The sequence below is a fragment of the Thermus sp. H19.2 genome, from assembly GCF_054979525.1.
In genome coordinates this window covers 1,776,913-1,796,558 of record NZ_CM143429.1, presented here as the reverse complement: position 1 = coordinate 1,796,558, position 19,646 = coordinate 1,776,913, and the positions used below count along the sequence as shown (strand labels likewise).

22 protein-coding genes and 1 tRNA gene are annotated in these 19,646 nt (G+C 67.3%); 17 read left to right on the top strand and 6 right to left on the bottom strand.

Annotated elements, in window-relative coordinates; all coding sequences use genetic code 11:
- Nucleotides 1-72: 72 nt before the first annotated feature.
- A tRNA-Arg gene (locus ACY5J6_RS09735) sits at nucleotides 73-149 on the bottom strand.
- Between the two features lie 166 nt (nucleotides 150-315).
- Between ACY5J6_RS09735 and tkt the strand changes: the two genes are divergently transcribed.
- The 7 genes from tkt to ACY5J6_RS09700 are packed head-to-tail and all read left to right on the top strand — an operon-like array spanning nucleotide 316 to nucleotide 5,101.
- Nucleotides 316-2,271, top strand: coding sequence for a transketolase (tkt, locus tag ACY5J6_RS09730; RefSeq protein ID WP_462844758.1), 1,956 nt, complete (start codon nucleotides 316-318; stop codon nucleotides 2,269-2,271).
- Nucleotides 2,272-2,273: 2 nt separating this feature from the next.
- On the top strand, nucleotides 2,274-3,080 hold the full coding sequence (locus tag ACY5J6_RS09725) for a class II fructose-bisphosphate aldolase (protein WP_462844757.1): 807 nt from the start codon (nucleotides 2,274-2,276) through the stop codon (nucleotides 3,078-3,080).
- Nucleotides 3,068-3,820, top strand: coding sequence for an HAD-IA family hydrolase (locus tag ACY5J6_RS09720; RefSeq protein WP_462844756.1), 753 nt, complete (start codon nucleotides 3,068-3,070; stop codon nucleotides 3,818-3,820). The genes ACY5J6_RS09725 and ACY5J6_RS09720 overlap by 13 nt, the downstream gene beginning before the upstream one ends.
- Nucleotides 3,805-4,116: a Dabb family protein gene (locus tag ACY5J6_RS09715; RefSeq protein ID WP_462844755.1), complete on the top strand. Its 312-nt coding sequence runs from the start codon at nucleotides 3,805-3,807 to the stop codon at nucleotides 4,114-4,116. Before ACY5J6_RS09720 ends, ACY5J6_RS09715 begins: the two co-directional genes overlap by 16 nt.
- Nucleotides 4,104-4,376 (top strand): annexin VII, encoded by a 273-nt coding sequence (locus ACY5J6_RS09710; protein WP_462844754.1) that lies wholly within the window; start codon nucleotides 4,104-4,106, stop codon nucleotides 4,374-4,376. Before ACY5J6_RS09715 ends, ACY5J6_RS09710 begins: the two co-directional genes overlap by 13 nt.
- Nucleotides 4,377-4,386: 10 nt before the next feature.
- Nucleotides 4,387-4,656 (top strand): hypothetical protein, encoded by a 270-nt coding sequence (locus ACY5J6_RS09705; protein WP_054638090.1) that lies wholly within the window; start codon nucleotides 4,387-4,389, stop codon nucleotides 4,654-4,656.
- Nucleotides 4,657-4,660: 4 nt separating this feature from the next.
- On the top strand, nucleotides 4,661-5,101 hold the full coding sequence (locus ACY5J6_RS09700) for a phosphate-starvation-inducible PsiE family protein (RefSeq protein WP_054638091.1): 441 nt from the start codon (nucleotides 4,661-4,663) through the stop codon (nucleotides 5,099-5,101).
- On the opposite strand, the gene ACY5J6_RS09695 is transcribed toward ACY5J6_RS09700, so the two are convergent.
- Entirely contained in the window at nucleotides 5,079-5,984 is a 906-nt protein-coding gene (locus tag ACY5J6_RS09695; protein WP_462844753.1) for a LysR family transcriptional regulator, read from the bottom strand. The two genes, ACY5J6_RS09700 and ACY5J6_RS09695, sit on opposite strands and share 23 nt — an antisense overlap.
- 70 nt (nucleotides 5,985-6,054) lie before the next feature.
- On the opposite strand from ACY5J6_RS09695, the gene glpX reads away from it, so the two are divergent.
- The 9 genes from glpX (at nucleotide 6,055) to ACY5J6_RS09650 (ending at nucleotide 14,831) form a co-directional block, all read left to right on the top strand.
- A complete protein-coding gene (gene glpX / locus ACY5J6_RS09690; RefSeq protein ID WP_462844752.1) occupies nucleotides 6,055-7,029 on the top strand; it encodes a class II fructose-bisphosphatase in 975 nt (324 codons plus the stop codon).
- A gap of 13 nt (nucleotides 7,030-7,042) precedes the next feature.
- Nucleotides 7,043-8,488, top strand: coding sequence for a form I ribulose bisphosphate carboxylase large subunit (locus ACY5J6_RS09685; protein WP_462844751.1), 1,446 nt, complete (start codon nucleotides 7,043-7,045; stop codon nucleotides 8,486-8,488).
- 12 nt (nucleotides 8,489-8,500) lie between these two features.
- Nucleotides 8,501-8,929: a ribulose bisphosphate carboxylase small subunit gene (locus ACY5J6_RS09680; protein WP_462844750.1), complete on the top strand. Its 429-nt coding sequence runs from the start codon at nucleotides 8,501-8,503 to the stop codon at nucleotides 8,927-8,929.
- A gap of 42 nt (nucleotides 8,930-8,971) precedes the next feature.
- Nucleotides 8,972-9,859, top strand: a complete 888-nt coding sequence (locus tag ACY5J6_RS09675) for an AAA family ATPase (protein ID WP_462844749.1) — start codon at nucleotides 8,972-8,974, stop codon at nucleotides 9,857-9,859.
- Complete coding sequence (locus ACY5J6_RS09670; RefSeq protein WP_462844748.1) at nucleotides 9,849-10,814, top strand: phosphoribulokinase; 966 nt, start codon at nucleotides 9,849-9,851, stop codon at nucleotides 10,812-10,814. Before ACY5J6_RS09675 ends, ACY5J6_RS09670 begins: the two co-directional genes overlap by 11 nt.
- 9 nt (nucleotides 10,815-10,823) lie before the next feature.
- On the top strand, nucleotides 10,824-11,489 hold the full coding sequence (gene rpe / locus ACY5J6_RS09665) for a ribulose-phosphate 3-epimerase (RefSeq protein WP_462844747.1): 666 nt from the start codon (nucleotides 10,824-10,826) through the stop codon (nucleotides 11,487-11,489).
- The gene (gene fba, locus ACY5J6_RS09660) at nucleotides 11,470-12,393 is read left to right on the top strand and encodes a class II fructose-1,6-bisphosphate aldolase (protein ID WP_462844746.1); all 924 of its coding nucleotides are present in this window, start codon (nucleotides 11,470-11,472) and stop codon (nucleotides 12,391-12,393) included. Before rpe ends, fba begins: the two co-directional genes overlap by 20 nt.
- Nucleotides 12,394-12,487: 94 nt before the next feature.
- Nucleotides 12,488-13,645 carry a class I SAM-dependent rRNA methyltransferase gene (locus ACY5J6_RS09655; RefSeq protein ID WP_462844745.1) on the top strand — a complete coding sequence of 386 codons (1,158 nt, stop codon included), beginning with the start codon at nucleotides 12,488-12,490 and terminating at the stop codon, nucleotides 13,643-13,645.
- 55 nt (nucleotides 13,646-13,700) lie between these two features.
- Nucleotides 13,701-14,831, top strand: coding sequence for a citrate/2-methylcitrate synthase (locus ACY5J6_RS09650; RefSeq protein WP_462844744.1), 1,131 nt, complete (start codon nucleotides 13,701-13,703; stop codon nucleotides 14,829-14,831).
- 123 nt (nucleotides 14,832-14,954) lie between these two features.
- On the opposite strand, the gene ACY5J6_RS09645 is transcribed toward ACY5J6_RS09650, so the two are convergent.
- The 3 genes from ACY5J6_RS09645 to era are packed head-to-tail and all read right to left on the bottom strand — an operon-like array spanning nucleotide 14,955 to nucleotide 17,597.
- Entirely contained in the window at nucleotides 14,955-15,764 is an 810-nt protein-coding gene (locus ACY5J6_RS09645) for a HesA/MoeB/ThiF family protein (protein ID WP_462844743.1), read from the bottom strand.
- A 1-nt stretch (nucleotide 15,765) separates the two neighbouring features.
- A complete protein-coding gene (locus ACY5J6_RS09640) occupies nucleotides 15,766-16,647 on the bottom strand; it encodes an acyltransferase (RefSeq protein ID WP_462844742.1) in 882 nt (293 codons plus the stop codon).
- A 44-nt stretch (nucleotides 16,648-16,691) separates the two neighbouring features.
- Nucleotides 16,692-17,597, bottom strand: coding sequence for a GTPase Era (gene era / locus ACY5J6_RS09635; protein WP_462844741.1), 906 nt, complete (start codon nucleotides 17,595-17,597; stop codon nucleotides 16,692-16,694).
- A gap of 84 nt (nucleotides 17,598-17,681) precedes the next feature.
- Here era and dprA point away from each other — a divergent pair, with 84 nt between their 5' ends.
- Nucleotides 17,682-18,683: a DNA-processing protein DprA gene (gene dprA / locus ACY5J6_RS09630; RefSeq protein ID WP_462844740.1), complete on the top strand. Its 1,002-nt coding sequence runs from the start codon at nucleotides 17,682-17,684 to the stop codon at nucleotides 18,681-18,683.
- A gap of 3 nt (nucleotides 18,684-18,686) precedes the next feature.
- Here the strand turns inward: dprA and ACY5J6_RS09625 are convergent, their stop codons facing one another.
- A complete protein-coding gene (locus ACY5J6_RS09625; RefSeq protein WP_462844739.1) occupies nucleotides 18,687-19,595 on the bottom strand; it encodes a manganese catalase family protein in 909 nt (302 codons plus the stop codon).
- Between the last annotated feature and the right edge of the window lie 51 nt (nucleotides 19,596-19,646).

Below are 19,646 nucleotides of genomic sequence, written 5' to 3'. Positions count from 1 at the left end.
CTCCCATGCTGGCGCAAGCCAGCATGGGGTGGTATAAGGCCCCGCCTCTTCGTGAGGCGGGGCCTAGGGTTTTGGTGCGCCCGGAGGGATTCGAACCCCCGGCCTAGGGCTTAGGAAGCCCCCGCTCTATCCTGCTGAGCTACGGGCGCCCACGCCTAAGGGATTCTAGCACTCCCCTAAGCCCAAGGCAACACCCGCTTCCCGGGTATAGTCTTCCCCGGGGGAAGAGGAGCTTTCCATAAGCGCCTCTTTATCCTGTGGGGCCTCGAGGCCACCTTGTGCCCGGCTTCACGGGAGCGTACCCTGGAGGGAACCATGACCGAGACCAAGGACCTCGCTGCCCTTTCGGTGAACGCCATCCGCTTTTTGGCCGTGGACGCCGTGGAGAAGGCGAAAAGCGGCCACCCCGGCATGCCCATGGCCATGGCCCCCTTGGCCTACCTCCTCTTCCGGGAGGTCCTGCGCCACAACCCCTTAGACCCCACCTGGCCGAACCGGGACCGCTTCGTCCTCTCGGCGGGGCACGGCTCCATGCTCCTTTACGCCGTTCTCCACCTCACGGGCTACGACCTCCCCCTGGAGGAGCTGAAAAACTTCCGGCAGTGGGGCTCCAAGACCCCGGGCCACCCCGAGCACGGCCACACCCTCGGGGTGGAGGTGACCACGGGGCCTTTGGGCCAGGGAATCTCCACCGCCGTGGGGCTCGCCCTGGCGGAAAGGAAGCTCGCCGCCGAGTTCAACCGCCCGGGCCACGCCGTGGTGGACCACTACACCTACGTTCTGGCCTCGGACGGGGACCTGATGGAGGGGGTTTCCGGGGAGGCCGCCTCCTTGGCGGGGCACTGGGGCCTTTCCAGGCTCATCGTCTTCTGGGACGACAACCGCATCTCCATCGACGGCCCCACGGACCTCGCCTTCACCGAGGACGTGCTCGGGCGCTACCGGGCCTACGGCTGGCAGACCCTAAAGGTGGAAGACGCCAACGACCTGGACGCCCTCCGCCACGCCCTTAGGCTCGCCCGGCTGGACGAGCGGCCCACCCTGATCGCCGTGCGGAGCCACATCGGCTTCGGCTCCCCCAAGCAGGACTCCCACAAGGCCCACGGGGAGCCCCTGGGAGCGGAGGCGGTGGAGGCCACCCGCAAGAACCTGGGCTGGCCCTACCCTCCCTTCGTGGTGCCCGAGGAGGTCTACCGCCACATGGACATGCGGGAGAAGGGTAAGGCCTGGCAGGAGGCCTGGGAGCGGGCCCTCGAGGCCTACGCCCGGGACTACCCGGACCTCTACCAGGAGCTCACGCGGCGCCTGCAAGGGGAGCTTCCTCCCTTGCCCGAGGCGCCCCCGGCCTTTGACAAGCCCCTGGCTACCCGGGCGGCAAGCGGCCGGGTCCTAAGCCTCCTCGCCCCCCGCCTTCCCGAGCTCCTTGGGGGAAGCGCCGACCTCACCCCCTCCAACAACACCCAGGCCGAGGGGATGGAGGACTTCTCCCGGGAGAACCCCCTGGGCCGCTACCTCCACTTCGGGGTGCGGGAGCACGCCATGGGGGCCATCCTGAACGGCCTCAACCTCCACGGAGGGTATCGGGCCTACGGGGGGACCTTCCTGGTCTTCTCCGACTACATGCGCCCCGCCATCCGCCTCGCCGCCCTCATGGGAACCCCCACGGTCTTCGTCTTCACCCACGACTCCATCGCCCTGGGCGAGGACGGCCCCACCCACCAGCCCGTGGAGCACCTCATGAGCCTCCGGGCCATGCCCAACCTCTGGGTCATCCGCCCTGCGGACGCCTACGAGGCCTTCTACGCCTGGCAGGTGGCCCTCAAGCGCAAGGAGGGCCCCGCCGCCCTCGTCCTCACCCGCCAGGCGGTGCCCCTCCTCTCCCCGGAGAAGGCCAAGGGGCTTTTGCGGGGAGGCTACGTCCTGGAGGACGCCGAAAAGCCCCAAGGGGTCCTGGTGGCCACGGGGAGCGAGGTGCACCTGGCCCTGAGGGCCCGGGAGCTCCTTCTGGAAAAGGGGGTGCGGGTCCGGGTGGTGAGCCTGCCTTCCTTTGAGCTCTTCGCCGCCCAGCCCGAGGCCTACCGGAAAGAGGTCCTGCCCCCGGGGCTTCCGGTGGTGGCCGTGGAGGCGGGGGCCAGCCTGGGGTGGGAGCGGTACGCCCACAAGGTGGTGGCCCTGGACCGCTTCGGGGCCAGCGCCCCTTACCCCGAGGTCTACGAGCGGCTGGGCTTCACCCCGGAGCGGGTGGCCGAGGCCCTCCTTTCCCTGCTTTAGCCATGCTGGCCACCTTGCGGGAGGTGCTTCCGGAAAAAGGCCGGGCCGTGGGGGCCTTTGACGTGGTGGGGCTGGAGTGGGCCGAGGCCGTTTTGGAGGGGGCTGAGACCTTGGGCCTTCCCGTGGTCCTCAGCGTGGCCCCCCATCTGGGAGGGCCTCCTTTGCCCGCCCTGGCCTCGGGCCTCAGGTTCCTGGCCGAGAGCGCCCGGGTGCCCGTGGCCCTGCACCTGGACCACGGGGAGAGCCTTTCCCAGGTGGCCGAGGCCTTGCGGCTGGGCTTCACCAGCGTGATGCTGGACGGAAGCCACCTGCCCCTGGAGGAGAACATCCACAAGACCCGCCTGGCGGTGGAGGTGGCCCGGGCCTTTGGGGCCACGGTGGAAGGGGAGGTGGGGGCGGTGCCCGGGGGGTATGGCGGGGAGGTGGACCGGGGGCCCGTGGCCTACACCGACCCCGAGGAGGCCCGGCGCTTCCTGGAGGAAACCCAGGTGGACGCCTTGGCGGTGAGCATCGGCACCCGCCACGGCCTGCACAAGGGTCCGGTCCGCCTCAACCTGGCCCTCTTGGAGGAGCTTTCCCGCCTTCCCGTCCCCCTGGTCCTCCACGGGGCCTCGAGGCTTTCCCCGGTGGAGTACCGGGCGGTGGTGGACCGGGGGATTCGGAAGATCAACCTCTACGCCGACCTGGCCCTCGAGGCCGCCCACGCCCTCAAGGAGGGGGAGGGGGAGGACTACCTCGCCCTGGTGGCGGGGATGAAGGAGGCCCTTAGGGGGCTTGCCGAGGCACGGATGCGGCTATGGTGGGGCTGAAAGCCCTTCTCTTTGACCTGGACGGCACCCTGGCGGAGACGGAGGAGCTTCACCGGGAGGCCTTCAACCGGGCCTTCGCCGAGGCGGGGCTTCCCTTCCGCTGGGACCGCGCCCTCTACGGGGAGCTCCTTGGGACCGCGGGCGGCAAGGAGCGCATCGCCGCCTTCTTGGGCCGGTGCGGGGACTGCCCAAGGCTTTCCCCGGAGGCCGTGGCCCGGCTTCACGCCAGGAAGAACGCGCTTTACCACGCCCTTTTGCGGGAGGAAGGGGTGGCCTTGAGGCCCGGGGTGGCGAGGCTTCTTGGAGAGGCCAAGGAGGCCGGGGTGGCCCTGGTCCTGGCCACCACCACCAGCCCCGAGAACGCGGAAGCCTTTCTGGAAGCCACGGGGCTCAAGGGGGTTTTTGACCTGGTGCTGGCGGGGGACGCGGTGCCCGAGAAGAAGCCCCATCCGGCCGTCTACCTTCTGGCCCGGGAGGCCCTGGGCCTGGGACCGGGGGAGGGGGTGGCGGTGGAGGATTCCCGCAACGGCCTCTTGGCGGCTTTGGGGGCGGGGTTTCCGGTCTTGGTGACCCCGGGCCTGTACACCTCGGGCCAGGACTTCTCCCAGGCCCAGGCGGTGCTGAGCCACCTGGGAGACGAGGGAAACCCCGGGCTGGTCTTGCGGGGTCCCAGGGAGGGGGAACGGGTGGGGGTGGACCTGGGTTATTTGGAGGAGGTGCGGAGATGGTGGAGCACCTGATCGTGTTCAACGCCGAGGCCTCGAGGGAGGAGGTCTTGCGCATGGCCGAGGAGGCCAAGGAGGTCCTGCTTCGCATTCCCGGGGTGGTGGGGCTCCGCTTTGGGGAGGCCCTTTTACCGGGGGTTCGCTACCGCTACTTCATCTCCGTCCTTTTTTCCGGGCCCGAGGTGGTGGAACGCTACCGGGACCACCCCCTGCACGTGGAGTTCGCCGACCGGGTCTTCCGCCCCATGGCCAAGGACCGCCTCACCACCGATTACCGGGTGCTTCTGGAGGTGCCCCCATGTGGGAGCTAGCCTACCGGGAGGCGGAGGCCAAGGCCGTCCGGGTGTTGGCGGACGGGATGGGGGAGGGCCTGGTCCTTCTCGGGGAAGGGGGGTACTACGCCCTCTACTACTTCTTCCCCCTCTACGGCCGGAAGGCCCCCGACCCCGAGGAGACCCCCGACTGGGTGGAGGGTCCCCGGGAGGCACCGGAGGGCTTCCGCGCCCCCTACGACCAGGCCCGCTGGCTGGAAGAACACGGCTACGCTCTTTTCGTTAACGAGTCCAAGTAGGAGGTGGGGCGTGGAGTACGACGAGCTCCCTTACGAAAAGGCCAAGGCCATGGCGGTGAAGGTGCTGGAGGACGGTTACGGGGACGCGGTGGTCCTGAAGGACGAGCGGGGCCTTTACGTCCTTTACTACTTCTACGGGTTCCAGGCCCCGCCGCCCACCGCCCTGCCCCACTGGATGGAGGGCCCCAAGGCTTCCTTGGAGGAGGTGCGCTCTCCCTACGAGGCGAAGCGCTTTTTGGAGGAGCACGGGGAGCCCGACTACCTCAACGACGTAGACTAAGGGGGTGAAGCGGGACGCCTTCCGCATCCTCCAGGGCACCGAGACCGCCATCTACCTCTTTGCGGGCTTCCTCATCGCCGCCGGGGCGGCGGTCCTCCTCCTTACCTCCTTGGTGGAAGGAGTCCACCACCTCCTGCAGGGGGACTACGGGGAGGTGGCCTTGCGGCTCCTGGACCGGGTGCTTTTGGCCTTGATGCTGGCGGAGATCCTCTACACCCTGCTCCGCTTCGCCAAGGAGGGGAGCCTCGAGGCCACCCCCTTCCTCATCATCGGCATCATCGCCGCCATAAGGCGGGTCCTGGTCCTCACCGCCGAGGCGGTGGAGAAGTTTGACCTGGCGGACCCCGCCTTCATGGCGGTCCTGGCGGAACTGGGGCTTCTTTCCCTCATGGTGGTGGCCTTCGCCCTGGCCATCCGCCTGGTCAGGTCCGGAGAAGGGCAATGAGGGCTTGGGCCGCCGGGTTGGCCACCCGCTTGGGGTGGACCAGCCAGAAATAGCGGCGGATCTCCCCCACCGGTGGGGCCAGGCGCAGGGCCTTGAGGTTCCCCACCTTCAGGTTGGGCTGGACCACCACCCGGCTCACGATGCCCACCCCGGCCCCCGCCAGCACCAGGCGCTTGGTGACCTCGTTGTTGTCGGTGTAGAAGGTGGGGCTGAGCTCCAGGCTGGCCTGCTCAAAGGCCCGCTCCAGGGCCCGCCAGGTCATGGAGCCCGGCTTGCGCACCACCAGGGTTTCCTTCAGGAGCCAATCGGGAGGCACCTCCTCCCGGCCGGCCCAGGGGTGGTCCGGGGGGACGATGAGCACCAGCTCGTCCTCGTAGAAGAGGTGGCGCTCGTAGCCCTCCCAGCGCTCCACCCCCTCCACGATGGCGAGTTCCAGCTCCCCCATGAGCAGACGCTCCGCCAGGCGCTCGGAGCTACCGCTTTCCAAGTGGACCCGCACCCCGGGGTGGGCCTCGTGGAACTTCTTCAGGAAGAAGGGGACCACGTAGGTGGCCATGGTGGTGGAGGCCCCCAGGGTGATCTCCCCCATCTCCAGCCGGCCCATGGCCTGGGAAACCCGCTGGAACTCCTCCAGGGCCTGCACCACCCGCCGGGCCTCGGGGAGGAGGGCTTCCCCTACCCGGGTGAGGACCAGGTGCCGCCCCTGCCGCTCAAAGAGGGGGTGGCCCACCTGTTCCTCGAGGGCCCTGAGGTACTGGCTCACCGCCGGTTGGGTGATGCCCAAGGCCAGGGCGGCCCGGCCCACCCCTCCTTCCTCCACCACGGTGACGAACACCCTTAAGGCGGCGGGGTTGGGGAGCTTAGCGTTTTTAGATATCAGCATGGACTTATGCTATGAGGAAAAACATATGATTGCAATAATAAATCACCCCCCCTAAGGTAAGCCCATGGCTATGCCTACCCGCAACCTGGGCCTGGACCTCATGCGGGCCACCGAAGCCGCCGCCTTGGCCTCGGCCCGCTTCGTGGGCCGGGGGGACAAGGAGGGGGGGGACCGGGCGGCGGTGGAGGCCATGCGCCTCCTCTTGAACAGCCTGGACTTCCGCGCCCGGGTGGTCATCGGCGAGGGAGAAAAGGACCAGGCCCCCATGCTCTACAACGGGGAGGTCCTGGGCCAGGGGGAGGGCCCCCTTTGGGACCTGGCCGTGGACCCCGTGGAGGGAACGCGGCTTCTCGCCCTGGGGCGCTATGGGGCCATCAGCGTCATCGCCGCCGCCCCCGAGGGCGCCCTCTTCAACCCCGGCCCCGGCTTTTACGCCGCCAAGCTGGTGGTGGGCCCGGAGGCCCGGGAGGCCGTGGACCTCCGGGCCTCGGTGGCCGACAACCTCAAGGAGATCGCCCGCGCCCTCAAGAAGGAGGTGCGGGAGCTTACGGTGTTTGTCCTGGACAAGCCCCGGCACGCCCGGCTCATAGAGGAGATTCGCCTGGCGGGGGCCCGCATCAGCCTCCAAACCGATGGGGATGTGGCCGGGGCCTTGGCCGCCGTGCTCCCGGACACGGGCGTAGACGTCCTCATGGGCACCGGGGGCACCCCGGAGGGGGTGATCGCCGCCGTGGCGGTCAAGGCCCTGGGGGGCGGCATGCAGATGCGCCTGGACCCCCAGAGCGAGGAGGAGCGCTGGAACCTGGTCCATGCGGGCTTTGACCTGGAGAAGGTTTACACCCTGGAAGAGCTCTGCCGGGCCGAGGACACCCACTTCGCCGCCACCGGCATCACCGACGGGCCCTTCCTCAAGGGGGTGCGTTACGGGGAAAGGTGGGCCTGGACGGAGAGCCTGGTCATCCGCGGGGCCACCCGCACCCTGCGCAAGGTGGAGGCCCGGCACCAGCTGGGAAAGCTTCGGGGCATCAGCCCCGTGGCCTACTAAGGAGGTGTGAGGTATGGCAAACCAGTACGCAGGCAAAGGCAGGTACAGCAAGGCAGGGGTCTTGGAGTACAAGGAGATGGGCTACTACGATCCCGATTACGAGCCCAAAGACACCGACACCATCGCCCTTTTCCGCATCACCCCCCAGCCGGGGATTGAGCCGGAGGAGGCGGCGGCGGCGGTGGCCGGGGAGTCCTCCACCGCCACCTGGACCGTGGTCTGGACGGACCGCCTTACCTACCTGGACCGCTACCGGGCCAAGGCCTTCCGGGTGGAGCCGGTGCCGGGGAACCCCGAGCAGTACTTCGCCTGGATCGCCTACGACCTCGCCCTCTTTGAGGAGGGCTCCATCGCCAACATGGCCTCCAGCATCATCGGCAACGTCTTCGGGTTCAAGGCCTTGAGGGCCCTTAGGCTGGAGGACCTGCGCATCCCCGCGGCCTACCTCAAGACCTTCAAGGGGGCTCCCCACGGCATCCCCGTGGAGCGGGACATGCTGAACAAGTACGGCCGTCCTCTCCTCGGGGCCACGGTGAAGCCCAAGCTGGGGCTTTCCGGGAGGAACTACGGGCGGGTGGTCTACGAGGCCTTGGCGGGGGGGCTGGACTTCACCAAGGACGACGAGAACATCAACTCCCAGGCCTTCATGCGCTGGCGCGACCGTTTCCTCTACGCCCAGGAGGCGGTGATGAAAGCCGAGGAGGTCACGGGGGAGCGTAAGGGCCACTACATGAACGTCACCGCTCCGGACATGGAGCAGGTCTACGAGCGGGCGGAGTTCGCCAAGGAAATCGGGTCCATCATCATCATGGCGGACCTCACCATGGGCTACACCGCCCTCCAGAGCCTTTCCAACTGGTGCCACAAAAACGGCATGATCCTCCACCTCCACCGCGCCAGCCACGCCACCTTCACCCGGCAGAAGAACCACGGCATCAACTTCCGGGTTCTGGCCAAGTGGATGCGCATGCTGGGGGTGGACCACATCCACGCCGGCACCGCCGTGGGCAAGCTGGAGGGGGACCCCAACCTGGTGCGGGGCTACTACGACATCCTGCGGGAGCAGTACGTGAAGGCGGACCCGGTGAAGGGCATCTACTTTGACCAGGACTGGGCCTACCTGCCGGCGGTGATGCCCGTGGCTTCGGGGGGCATCCACGCTGGGCAGATGCACCTGCTCCTTTCCCTTTTCGGGGACGACGTGGTGTTGCAGTTCGGGGGGGGCACCATAGGCCACCCCATGGGCATCCAGGCGGGGGCCACGGCCAACCGGGTGGCCCTCGAGGCCATGGTCAAGGCCAGGAACGAGGGTCGGGACATCCTGGCGGAGGGCCCGGAGATCCTCAAGAAGGCGGCCCAGCGCTCCCCTGCCTTGGCCGCCGCTTTGGAGACCTGGGGGAGCGTCACCTTTGACTTCGCCTCCACCGACACCCCCGATGTCCTGCCCACCCCGAGCTAAAGGAGGTAAGCCATGAGGATCACCCAAGGGACCTTTTCCTACCTGCCGGACCTCACCGACGAGGAGATCGAGGCCCAGATCCGCTACATCATCCAAAACGGCTGGGCGGTGTCCATTGAGTACACCGACGACCCCAGCCCCTACAACGTCTACTGGAACATGTGGGGCCTGCCCATGTTTGACCTGGAGGACCCCGCCCCGGCCATGTACGAGTTCCGGAAGTGCCGGGAGGCCTTTCCCAACCACTACATCAAGGTGAACGGCTACGATCCTTCCCCCATGTGGCAGGCCCAGCGGGTCTCCTTCATCGCCCACAGGCCCAAGGAAGAGCCCGGCTTCCGCCTCCACCGTACCCTCTACAGCGACGGGAGGCGGCTTAAGTACACCCTCGAGGCCTACGCCACCCAAAGGCCAGCGGGGGAGCGGTACCGGGAGGAGTAGGAGGGGGGGCCGGGTAGCCCCGGCCTTCCCGGGAGGAGCGCCATGGAGAACCCCCATCAAGGCCTGGCGGTGGTCAAAAGCCCCGAGATAGAGGCCGTCTTGGAGCAGCTGGACCAGGAGCTGGTGGGCCTTAGGCCCGTCAAGCGGCGGATCCGGGAGATCGCCGCCTACCTCTCCGTGGACCGCCTGCGTCGGGAGCTGGGGCTTACCGCCGACCGGCCCACCCTGCACATGGCCTTCGTGGGCCCCCCGGGCACGGGGAAGACCACGGTGGCCCTACGCATGGCCACCATCCTCCACAAGTTGGGCTACATCCGCCGGGACCACCTGGTGGTGGCCAGCCGGGACGACCTGGTGGGCCAGTACATCGGCCATACCGCCCCCAAGACCAAGGAGGTGCTGAAGCGGGCCATGGGGGGCGTGCTCTTTATCGACGAGGCCTACAGCCTCTACCGGGCGGAGAACGAGCGGGACTACGGCCAGGAGACCCTGGAGATCCTCCTCCAGGTCATGGAGAACCAGCGGGAGGACCTGGTGGTGATCCTGGCGGGCTACAAGGACCGCATGGAGGAGTTCTTCGCCCTAAACCCCGGCATGCGCTCCCGCATCGCCCACCACATAGAGTTCCCCCCCTACACCTTGGAGGAGCTTTTCCTCATCGGTAGGATGATGCTGGAGCGCCAGGGGTACCGCTTTAGCCCGGAGGCGGAGAAGGCCTTCAGGGAATATCTGGAACGGCGGATGCGCTTGCCCAACTTCGCCTACGCCCGGAGCGTCCGCAACGCCCTGGACCGTTTCAAGCTCCGCCAGGCCTACCGCCTTTACCAGAAGGCGGGGCCTGTGACCCCCGAGGAGCTCATGAGGATAGAGGCGGAGGACATTTACCAGAGTTCGGTCTTCCACGGGAAGGAGGAGGAGCATGCCCCATAGACCCTTCATGCTCGGCATCGCCGGCGACTCGGGGGCGGGAAAGACCACCCTCTCCTCAGGGATCGCCCGCCTTTTGGGTGTGGAGCGGACCACGGGGATCTGCGTGGACGACTACCACAAGTACGACCGCAAGCAGCGCAAGGAGCTGGGCATCACCCCCTTGAACCCCGAGTGCAACTACATGGACATCATGGAGCAGCACGTGAGGCTTCTGGCCGAGGGGGAGCCCATCTTGAAGCCCGTGTACAACCACTCCACCGGCACCTTTGACCCCCCCGTGTACGTGCCGGCGCCCAGGGCGGTGGAGGAGGGGGGAAGGCTCATCCCCCGGGTGGTCATCCTGGAGGGCCTCCTTACCCTCTACTCCCCCGCCCTTAGGGGGCGCTACCACCTTACCGTCTACCTGGACCCCGAGGAGGAGCTGAGGCGGGAGTGGAAGGTGAAGCGGGACGTGGCCAAGCGGGGCTACACCCCGGAGGAGGTCTTGGCGGATATAGAGCGGCGCATGCCCGACTCCAAGGCCTTCATCTGGCCGCAAAAGGAGCACGCGGACATCGTGGTGCGCTTCTACCGCCCTTTGGGCTACGATCCGGAAAACCCCAGCACCCTGAACGTGCGCATCACCCTCAAGCACACCCTGCCCCGTCTGGACCTCTCCGAGGTCCTCCACTCGGCCTACGAGGACGAGGCCCTGATCCGCCTGGAGACCCGCCGGGAGGCCGACATCCTGGACATCACCGGCAACGTTACCCCGGAGCAGGCCCAGACCTTTGAGCGCATCATCTGGGAGCACCTGGGCCCCCACGCAGAGCACTTTGACCCCAGCTTGGTGGGCACCTTCTGGGACAAGGCGGGGCAGAGCTACCCCCTGGCCCTGACCCAGCTCATCATCGCCTACTACCTGGTTAAGATGCGGGAGCTGGCCATTGAGCGGGGACACCTGCGGGTGGCCTAGGGGGAGAAGATGAAGTTTGCGCCCTCCATCCTCACGGCAGACCTTGCCAGGCTCAAGGAGGCCATAGAGGAGGCCCAGGCGGCGGGGGTGGATTGGATCCACCTGGACGTGATGGACGGCCTTTTCGTCCCCAACCTCACCTTCGGGCCGATCCTGGTGGAGGCGGTGCGGCGGGTCACCTCTTTGCCCCTGGACGTCCACCTCATGATCGTGCAGCCGGAGCGCTACCTCGAGGACTTCGCCCAGGCGGGGGCGGACCACATCACCGTGCACTTTGAGGCCACCTACCACCCCCACCGGGCGGTGCAGAAGGTGAAGGAGCTGGGCAAGAAGGCGGGGCTCGCCGTGAACCCGGCCACGCCCCTGGAGGCCTTTGAGCCCCTCCTGCCCGAGCTGGACCTGGCCCTTCTCATGAGCGTGAACCCGGGGTTTGGGGGGCAGCGGTACATCCCCACCGCCACCCCCAGGCTCAGGCGCCTCAAGGAGATGCGGGACCGCCTGAACCCGGGTTGCCTGATCGAGGTGGATGGGGGCGTGAACCGAAAGACCGTGGCCGAGGTGTACCGGGCGGGGGCCGATGTGGCCGTGGCGGGCAGCGCCCTTTTTAACGACCGCCCGGTGGCGGAAAACCTAAAAGCGCTTAAGGAGGTCATCTATGCCCTTGGTGATCGGTAAAGAGGTCCTGGACAAGGCGAGGCGTGAAGGCTACGCGGTGCCCAGCTTCAACACCAACAACCTGGAGATCACCCAGGCCATCCTCGATGTGGCCGAGGAACTGAGGGCTCCGGTCTTCATTCAGGTTTCCGACGGGGCCCGGAAGTACGCCGGGATGGAGAACTTGGCCAACCTGGTGAAGGACATGGCCAGCCGCACCCGGGTGCCCGTGGTCCTCCACCTGGACCACGGGGCGGACTTCGCCATGGTGATGCAGGCCCTCAGGGCGGGCTTCACCAGCGTGATGATCGACGCCAGCCACCATCCCTTTGAGGAGAACGTGCGGGAGACCAAGAAGGTGGTGGAGGCCGCCCACGCCGTGGGGGTGAGCGTGGAGGCCGAACTCGGCCGTCTCCAGGGCATTGAGGACAACATCCAGGTCTCCGAGGCGGAGGCCTTCCTCACCGACCCCGAGGAGGCGGAGCGCTTCGTGGCGGAGACCGGGATCGACTACCTGGCCATCGCCATCGGCACGAGCCACGGGGCCTACAAAGGGAAGGGCCGCCCCTACATCGACCACAAGCGCCTCGAGGAGATCAGCAAACGGGTGCCTATTCCCCTGGTGCTTCACGGGGCGAGCGGGGTTCCCGCCTGGCTTAAGGAGAAGCTTCTTGCCACGGGGGCCGAGCTCAAGGAGGCCACGGGCATCCACGACGAGGACATCCGCAAGGCCATCCCCAACGGCATCGCCAAGATCAACATCGATACCGACCTGCGCCTGGCCATGACCCTGGGGATCCGCGAGGTGGTGACGCAAAACCCCAAGGAGTTCGACCCCAGGAAGATCCTCGGCAGGGGACGGGAGTACCTGAAGCAGGTGATCCGGGAGAAGTTCGCCCTCATGGGCACCGTAGGCCGCGCCTGAGGGCCACGTGCCCTCGCAACACGGGATACCCGAGTGAAGCTCTTTTGGGGCCCCCACCGCAGCGAAAGCTGCGGTGGGGTACTTAAGCCGGGGTATGCTGAGCCCCGTGCTGAGGGTGGTGGTCAAGCCGGGGAAAGAGCGCAAGGTCCGGAACTTTTACCCCAACCTCTACCGGGACGAGCTAGAAGAGGCCCCGGAGGAGGCCGGGGTAGCCGAGGCCTTGGCCGCGGACGGGGACTTTTTGGCGGTGGGCTACTTTGACCCCCGTTCCCGGGTTCCCTTCCGGGCCTACCGCTTTGACCGCGGGCCCCTGAACCGGGCCTTCTTCCGCCAGCGCTTCGCCCGCGCCCTAAGGAAGCGGGAAGGCCTGGGAAGCGCCTACCGTTTGGTCCACGGGGAGGCGGACGGGCTTCCCGGTTTGGTGGTGGACCGCTTCGGGGAGGTCCTGGTCCTCCAGGTGCGCACCCGGGGGATGGAGGCCCTTAGGGAGGTCTGGCTCCCCGCCTTGGTGGAGGCCGTGGCCCCCCGGGGGGTCTACGAGCGGAGCGACCTCGAGGCCCGGCGGCAGGAGGGCCTTCCCGAGCGGGTGGGGGTGCTCTATGGGGAGGTGCCCGAGGTCCTGGAGGTGGAGGAGGACGGCCTCCTCTTTCCCATCCCCCTGGCCCTCGCCCAGAAGACGGGCTTCTACCTGGACCAGCGGGAAAACCGCCGCCTCCTGGAGGCCATGGTGCGCCCCGGGGAAAGGGTCTTGGACGTGTACAGCTACGTGGGGGGCTTCGCCTTGAGGGCCGCCCGCAAGGGGGCCTACGCCCTGGCGGTGGACAAGGACCTGGAGGCCCTGGCCGTCCTGGACCGGGCCGCCATGGGGGCAGGCCTTCGGGTGGACATCCGCCACGGGGACGCCTTGGCGGTGCTCAGGACCCTGGAGGGCCCCTTCCACCACGTACTCTTGGATCCGCCCACCTTGGTGAAGCGCCCCGAGGAGCTTCCCGCCATGAAGCGCCACTTGGTGGACCTGGTGCGGGAGGCCTTAAGGCTTCTCGCCCCGGAGGGCTACCTTTGGCTTTCCAGCTGCAGCTACTACCTGAAGGCCGAGGACCTCTTGGAGGTGGCCCGCCGGGCCGCCGCCGATCGGGGGATGCGCCTTCGGGTCCACGCCCTTACCCACCAGCCCAAGGACCACCCCTGGAGCCTCCACGTCCCGGAGAGCCTCTACCTCAAGACCCTGATCCTTCAGGAGGACGCCCTCTAACCGCTCCCTGTATGATGGGGGGGAAGCACCCTTGGGGTGCGGAAAAGGAGGAAGTATGGAAGTGGCACGGGGTTTGGAGGGCGTTCTCTTCACGGAAAGCCGGATGTGCTTCATCGACGGGGAGGCGGGCCGCCTCTACTACTACGGCATCCCCATCCAGGAGCTGGCGGAGAAGAGCACCTTTGAGGAAACCACCTTCCTCCTCCTCCACGGGAGGCTACCGGGGAGAGAGGAGCTTGCGGCCTTCAAAAAGGACCTGGCGCGCCGGCGGGCCCTGCCGGACCACCTTCTTGCCTCTTTCCGACGTTACCCCACCTCGGCCCACCCCATGAGCTTCCTGCGCACCGCCGTTTCCGAGCTGGGCATGCTGGACCCCACCGAGGGGGACATCTCCCGGGAGGCCCTCTACCAGAAGGGCCTGGACCTCATCGCCAGGTTCGCCACCATCGTGGCCGCCAACAAGCGCTTGCGGGAGGGCAAGGACCCCCTTCCCCCGAGGGAGGACCTCTCCCACGCCGCCAACTTCCTCTACATGGCGAACGGGGTGGAGCCTTCCCCCGAGCAGGAAAGGCTCATGGACGCCGCCCTCATCCTCCACGCCGAGCACGGCTTCAACGCCAGCACCTTCACCGCCATCGCCGCCTTCTCCACGGAGACCGATCTCTACTCGGCCATTACCGCCGCCGTGGCCTCCCTCAAGGGCCCCCGGCACGGGGGGGCCAACGAGGCGGTGATGAAGATGATCCGGGAGATCGGCACCCCCGAGCGGGCCCGGGAGTGGGTGCGGGAAAAGCTCGCCAGGAAGGAGCGCATCATGGGCATGGGCCACCGGGTCTACAAGGCCTTTGACCCGAGGGCTGGGGTGCTGGAACGCCTGGCCCGGGTGGTGGCCGAAACCCACGGCCACTCCACCGAGTACCAGATCCTGAAGATCGTGGAGGAGGAGGCGGGCAAGGTCCTGAACCCCCGGGGCATCTACCCCAACGTGGACTTCTACTCCGGGGTGGTCTACTCCGACCTGGGCTTCGGCCTGGAGTTCTTCACCCCCATCTTCGCCGTGGCCCGCATCGCGGGCTGGGTGGGGCACATCCTGGAGTACAAGGAGCTGGACAACCGTCTCCTGCGCCCCGACGCCAAGTACATCGGGGAGCTGGACGTGCCCTACGTGCCCCTCGAGGCCCGCTAGGTGCCTTCCGGGTAATACCACCCACCCCTTTGGCGTGAATCCTTCGCCCAAGCCCAGGTACGGAAGCCCTGCGGGCCTTTTTGGCCGGGGCCCCATGCTGGCGCAAGCCAGCATGGGGTGGTATTACAGCCCGCAGAAAGCCTCGTAATCTATAAGCTCCTTCTGGGTGGGGTGGTCCCCGCACACCGGGCAGGATGGGTTGCGGCGCGTGCGTAGCTTGCGGAAGTTTCCTTCCAGGGCGTCGTAGAGGAGCAGGTGCCCGGCGAGCGGCCTCCCCAGGCCGAGGAGGACCTTGAGGGCCTCGGCGGCCATGAGGCTTCCCACCACCCCCGGCAAGACCCCGAACACCCCGGCCTCGGCGCAAGAGGGGACGGATCCGGGGGGCGGGGGTTTGGGGAAGAGGCAGCGGTAGCAGGGTCCCATCTCGCCTTCTTCCGTGAGGTGGTGGAAAACGGCTGCTTGTCCATCAAACTGGTAGATGGCCCCATAGACCAGGGGCTTGTTTAGGAACACGGCGGCATCGTTTACCAGGTAGCGGGTGGGGAAGTTGTCCGAGGCGTCCACGATGAGGTCGTAAGGCCTCAGGATCTCCAGGGCGTTTTCCGAGGTGAGGCGCACCGGGTGGGCCTCCACCTGCACCAAGGGGTTGAGGGCGAGAAGGCGCTCCTTGGCGGCCAAGGCCTTGGGCTTGCCCACGTCTTCCGTGGCGTAGAGCACCTGGCGGTGGAGGTTGGAAAGCTCCACCCGGTCCATCTCCACGATGCCCACCCGCCCCACCCCGGCGGCCACCAGGTACTGGAGGACGGGCACCCCCAGGCCCCCCGCGCCCACCACCACCACGGAGGACCTTTTGAGCCTTTCCTGCCCCTCGGGGCCCACCTGGGGCAGGATCATTTGCCGGTGGTAGCGGTCCAGCTCCTCCTTGGTCCACATCCTAGGCCTCCCGGGTGCCGAAGCCAGGGGGGAGGAAGTCCGGGTAGTCGGGGTTGCCCTTGCGGTCCGGGGCCTTGGGCACGAGGTCCGAGGGGTGGGGCTCCCCTTTCCGGCAATAGGGACAGTCGTGGCGGACCTTGTAGCGCACGGGCCTTGCGGGGATGCCCAGGGCGATGGCGTGGGGAGGGATGTCCTTGGTGACGATGGCCCCTGTGCCCACCATGGCGTCGTCCCCGATGCGCACCCCCGCCAGGACGGTGGCGTGGTAGGTGATGCGCACCCCGCTTCCGATGACCGTCTCCTTCAGGGTCACGTCGGGGGAGGCCAGGACGTGGTGGGTGTGGCTGTAGACGTTCACGTAGTCGGAGAGGGAGGTGCGGTCCCCGATCTTGATGCCACCGATGTCGTCTAAGAAGACGTAGCGGTGCACCACCACGTCGTCGCCCAGTTCCAGGTTGTACCCCACGGAGAACTCCACGTTCTGGAAGAACTTGGGGTTTTTCCCCACCCGCTTGAAGATGAAGGGGGCGAGGGCCCGCCTTATGGCCACCCCCGAGTGCACCGACTGGCCCAGGGGCGTGAGGTCCAGGACCTTCCAGAACCAAAGGAGCGGCTTGACCCGCCGGAACTTTTCCAGGTCGGTGGCGGCGTAGTACTCGGCCTCAAAGGTGATCCCCTCCGGGTCCAGGCCCATGGCCGCGAGCGGGTTCGCCTCCAGAAGCTCCTCGTAGGGCCTCCCGTAAAGGAGGCGGGCAAGCTCCTCCCGCACCAAGGCATTCCGGTCCACATTGGGGTCGGAAAGCCTCTCCGTGAGGCTACCCAGATAGCGGTCCAGGGCCTTTTGGTGGAGGGGCGCGATCTCGCGGGGAAGAAGCCAGGGCATAGGCCTATGCTACCCCCCAAAGCCCGGGGAAACAGCCTCCTGCCTCACCCTACGGAGGAACGGTAGCCGAGCTCCCGAAGGGCCTCGGGGTCTTTGCGCCAGTCGGGGTAGACCTTGACCTCGAGGTCCAGGTACACCTTGCGGCCCAGAAAAACCTCCAGCTGTTTCCTCGCCGCCTGGCCGATCTCCTTGAGCTTCCTTCCCCCTTCCCCGATGACGATGCCCTTCTGGGAAGGGCGCTCCACGTAGATCACCACCTTGAGGTAGAGCACCCCGTTTTCCCTTTCCGCCACCTCCTCCACCTTGGTGGCGATGGCGTAGGGCACCTCGTGCCAGAGGCGCTTCATGGCCTCTTCCCGGACGATCTCCGCCACCCACTCCCCAAAGGTCTGGTCCCCCTTGGCGTGGCCCTCGGGGTAGTAAAAGGGACCTTCCGGGAGAAGGGCGAGGAGTTCCGCCCTGAGCCCGGCTACCTGCCGCTCGTCCAGAGCGGAGAGCATCCGGGGTTCGGCCTCGGGGAGGAGGGCGTGGTAGGCCTTTAGGGCCTCCTCAGGGTACCTGGCCTCGTCCAGCTTGTTCCCCACCAGGAGGAGGGGCACCCTGCCCACCAGGGGCCTTAGGGCCTTGGCCACCAGCTCGTCCTCCGGCGTGGGGGGGTGGCGCAGGTCCACCACCCAGACCACGGCGTTCACGTCGGCGAGGGCCTCGTACACCTCCTGGTCCATGAACTCCCCCAGGGCGTCCATGGGCTTGTGGAGGCCCGGGGTGTCCACGAAGACGATCTGGCGGTTCCCCTCGGTGAGGATGCCCCGGAGGCGCTTCCTGGTGGTCTGGGGACGGGGGCTGATGGGGGCCACCTTGATCCCCAGGAGGTTGTTGAGCAGGGTGGACTTGCCCACGTTGGGCTTGCCCACGATGGCCACGAAGCCGGAGTAGGTCTTTTCTTCCATGGCGTTTAGGTGATCCCGGCCCTCGGGATTTGCCCTTTAAAGGCAGAGGCCGGACCTTCTAGGCCTTTCAGTATACTGCACGGCGTGGACCCTTTGGCCCTGGCCTTTCTCCCGGGCATCGGCCCCAAGCGGCTTTTGGAGGCCCTAAAGGCGGAAGACCCCACGGGCTTCCTCAAGGAACGCTTCCCCGAGGCCTGGCGGCGCCTACCCGAAGCCGAGGGGCGGGCAGCGGCGGAAAGGCGCCTGGCCCAGGCCCTGGGCGTGCGCATCCTGGGCCTTTGGGAGGAGGATTTCCCCGAGGGGCTTAAAGCGCTTCCCCAGCCCCCCACCCACCTCTACCTCAAGGGAGGGCTTCCCCCGGAAGGGGAGGCGGTGGCCTTGGTGGGCACGCGCCGGGCCTCCCCTTGGGCCTTGGCCTTCGCCCGGAGGCTCGCCCGGGAACTCGCCGAGGCCGGGCTTTGGGTGGTCTCGGGCCTCGCCCGGGGCGTAGACCGGGAGGCCCACCTGGGGGCCCTCGAGGCCGGGGGGCGCACCCTGGGCGTTCTGGGAAGCGCCCTGGACCGCATCTACCCCCCGGAAAACCGCTCCCTGGCCCAACGGATGGACCTCCTCTCCGAGTTCCCCTTTGGCAACGGTCCCAAGCCCGAGTTTTTCCCCCGGAGAAACCGCCTCATCGCCGGGCTCTCCCGGGCGGTGGTGGTGGTGGAAGCCCCCCCGGACTCCGGGGCCCTCATCACCGCCCGCCACGCCCTGGAGCTCGGCAAGGAGGTGTTGGCCGTGCCCGGAAGGCCCACGGACCAAGGCTCCCTAGGGGCCAACCGCCTCATCCAAGACGGGGCCTACCCGGTGCTCGGGGCGGAGGATGTCCTTTCCTACCTGGGCCTTTCCGGAAAGCCCAAGGCCTCCTTGGACCTCTCCCCGGAAGAGGCCAGGCTTTACCAGCTTCTCCGCCAGGGGGAGGCCCTGCCGGAGCACTTGGCGGAGGCCATGGGCTTGAGCCCGGAGAAGGTGCTCTCCCTCCTCACCCTCTTGGAGCTCAAAGGCCTAGCCCAGGCCCTCCCGGGAGGGCGCTACGGGCCAGGCTAAGGACTACTTCGCTTTCTCGTAGAGCTTTTTGGCGATCTCGTAGAGCTCGCCGGGGTGGAACTCGGGGGCGAACTCGGCGGCGTCGTGGCCCGCGTCAAAGACGGGGCCGCCCGTGGGCGGGCCGTCTACCACCACCACCTCCGTGCCGTCCTCGGGAGAGGCCCCCTTCCAGATGAGCCCGAGGTCCCTGTAGTCCTCGGGGCTGAAGCGGTAGAGGTTCCGGTGGAAGCCCAGGTCCATGTACTTCTTGGCCTCGGGGATTTTACTGTTGTCAATCCGGGGGATGGGGAGCATCTTGGTCATCTCCACCCCGGTGAGGCTTTCCAGGGCCTTGCCGTAGGCAGCGGCGTGCACCCCGCCCCGCACCAGGAGGTAGCCGATCATCTCCCGGGCCACGGGGTTGTCCGTCATCTCGTAGACCCTGAGCTTATGGGTGCGGGCGGCCACCTCCAGGAAGAAGTTGTGGAGGAGGTCCAGAATCAAGTTGCCGCTGGTGAAGACGTACTCCCCGTGCCAGTGCTCCCCCATGGCCCCCATGACCAGGCTGTTGGCCCCGCCAGCGATGAAGTGGGCGGCGTTGCGCACGTCCTTGGCGAAGCCTAGGGGGGCGCTGGACGGGTCCACGCCCTCCTCCAGGTCCTTCCCCGGGTTCTTGGCCAGGAGGCTGTTGATGGTGGCCGCCACCAGCTCAATGTGGCCCAGCTCCTCGGTGGCGATGTTGGCGATGAGGTCGTAGTAGGGCTTCAGGGCCTTCTTCCCCCGGAAGTTGAAGGACTGGTACATGTAGTTCATCAGGGTAGACATCTCCCCGAAGCGCCCGCCCAGTAGGGCCTGGACCGCGGCGGCGGCGTTGGGGTCCTGCTCCTTGGGCATGGGCAACTCAATCTGCAGGCGGTCTATCCTCAGGAACATCTTCTCCCTCCTTTCGCCCTGGGCTTGGCCCCAGGGACGTCCTCACCTTAG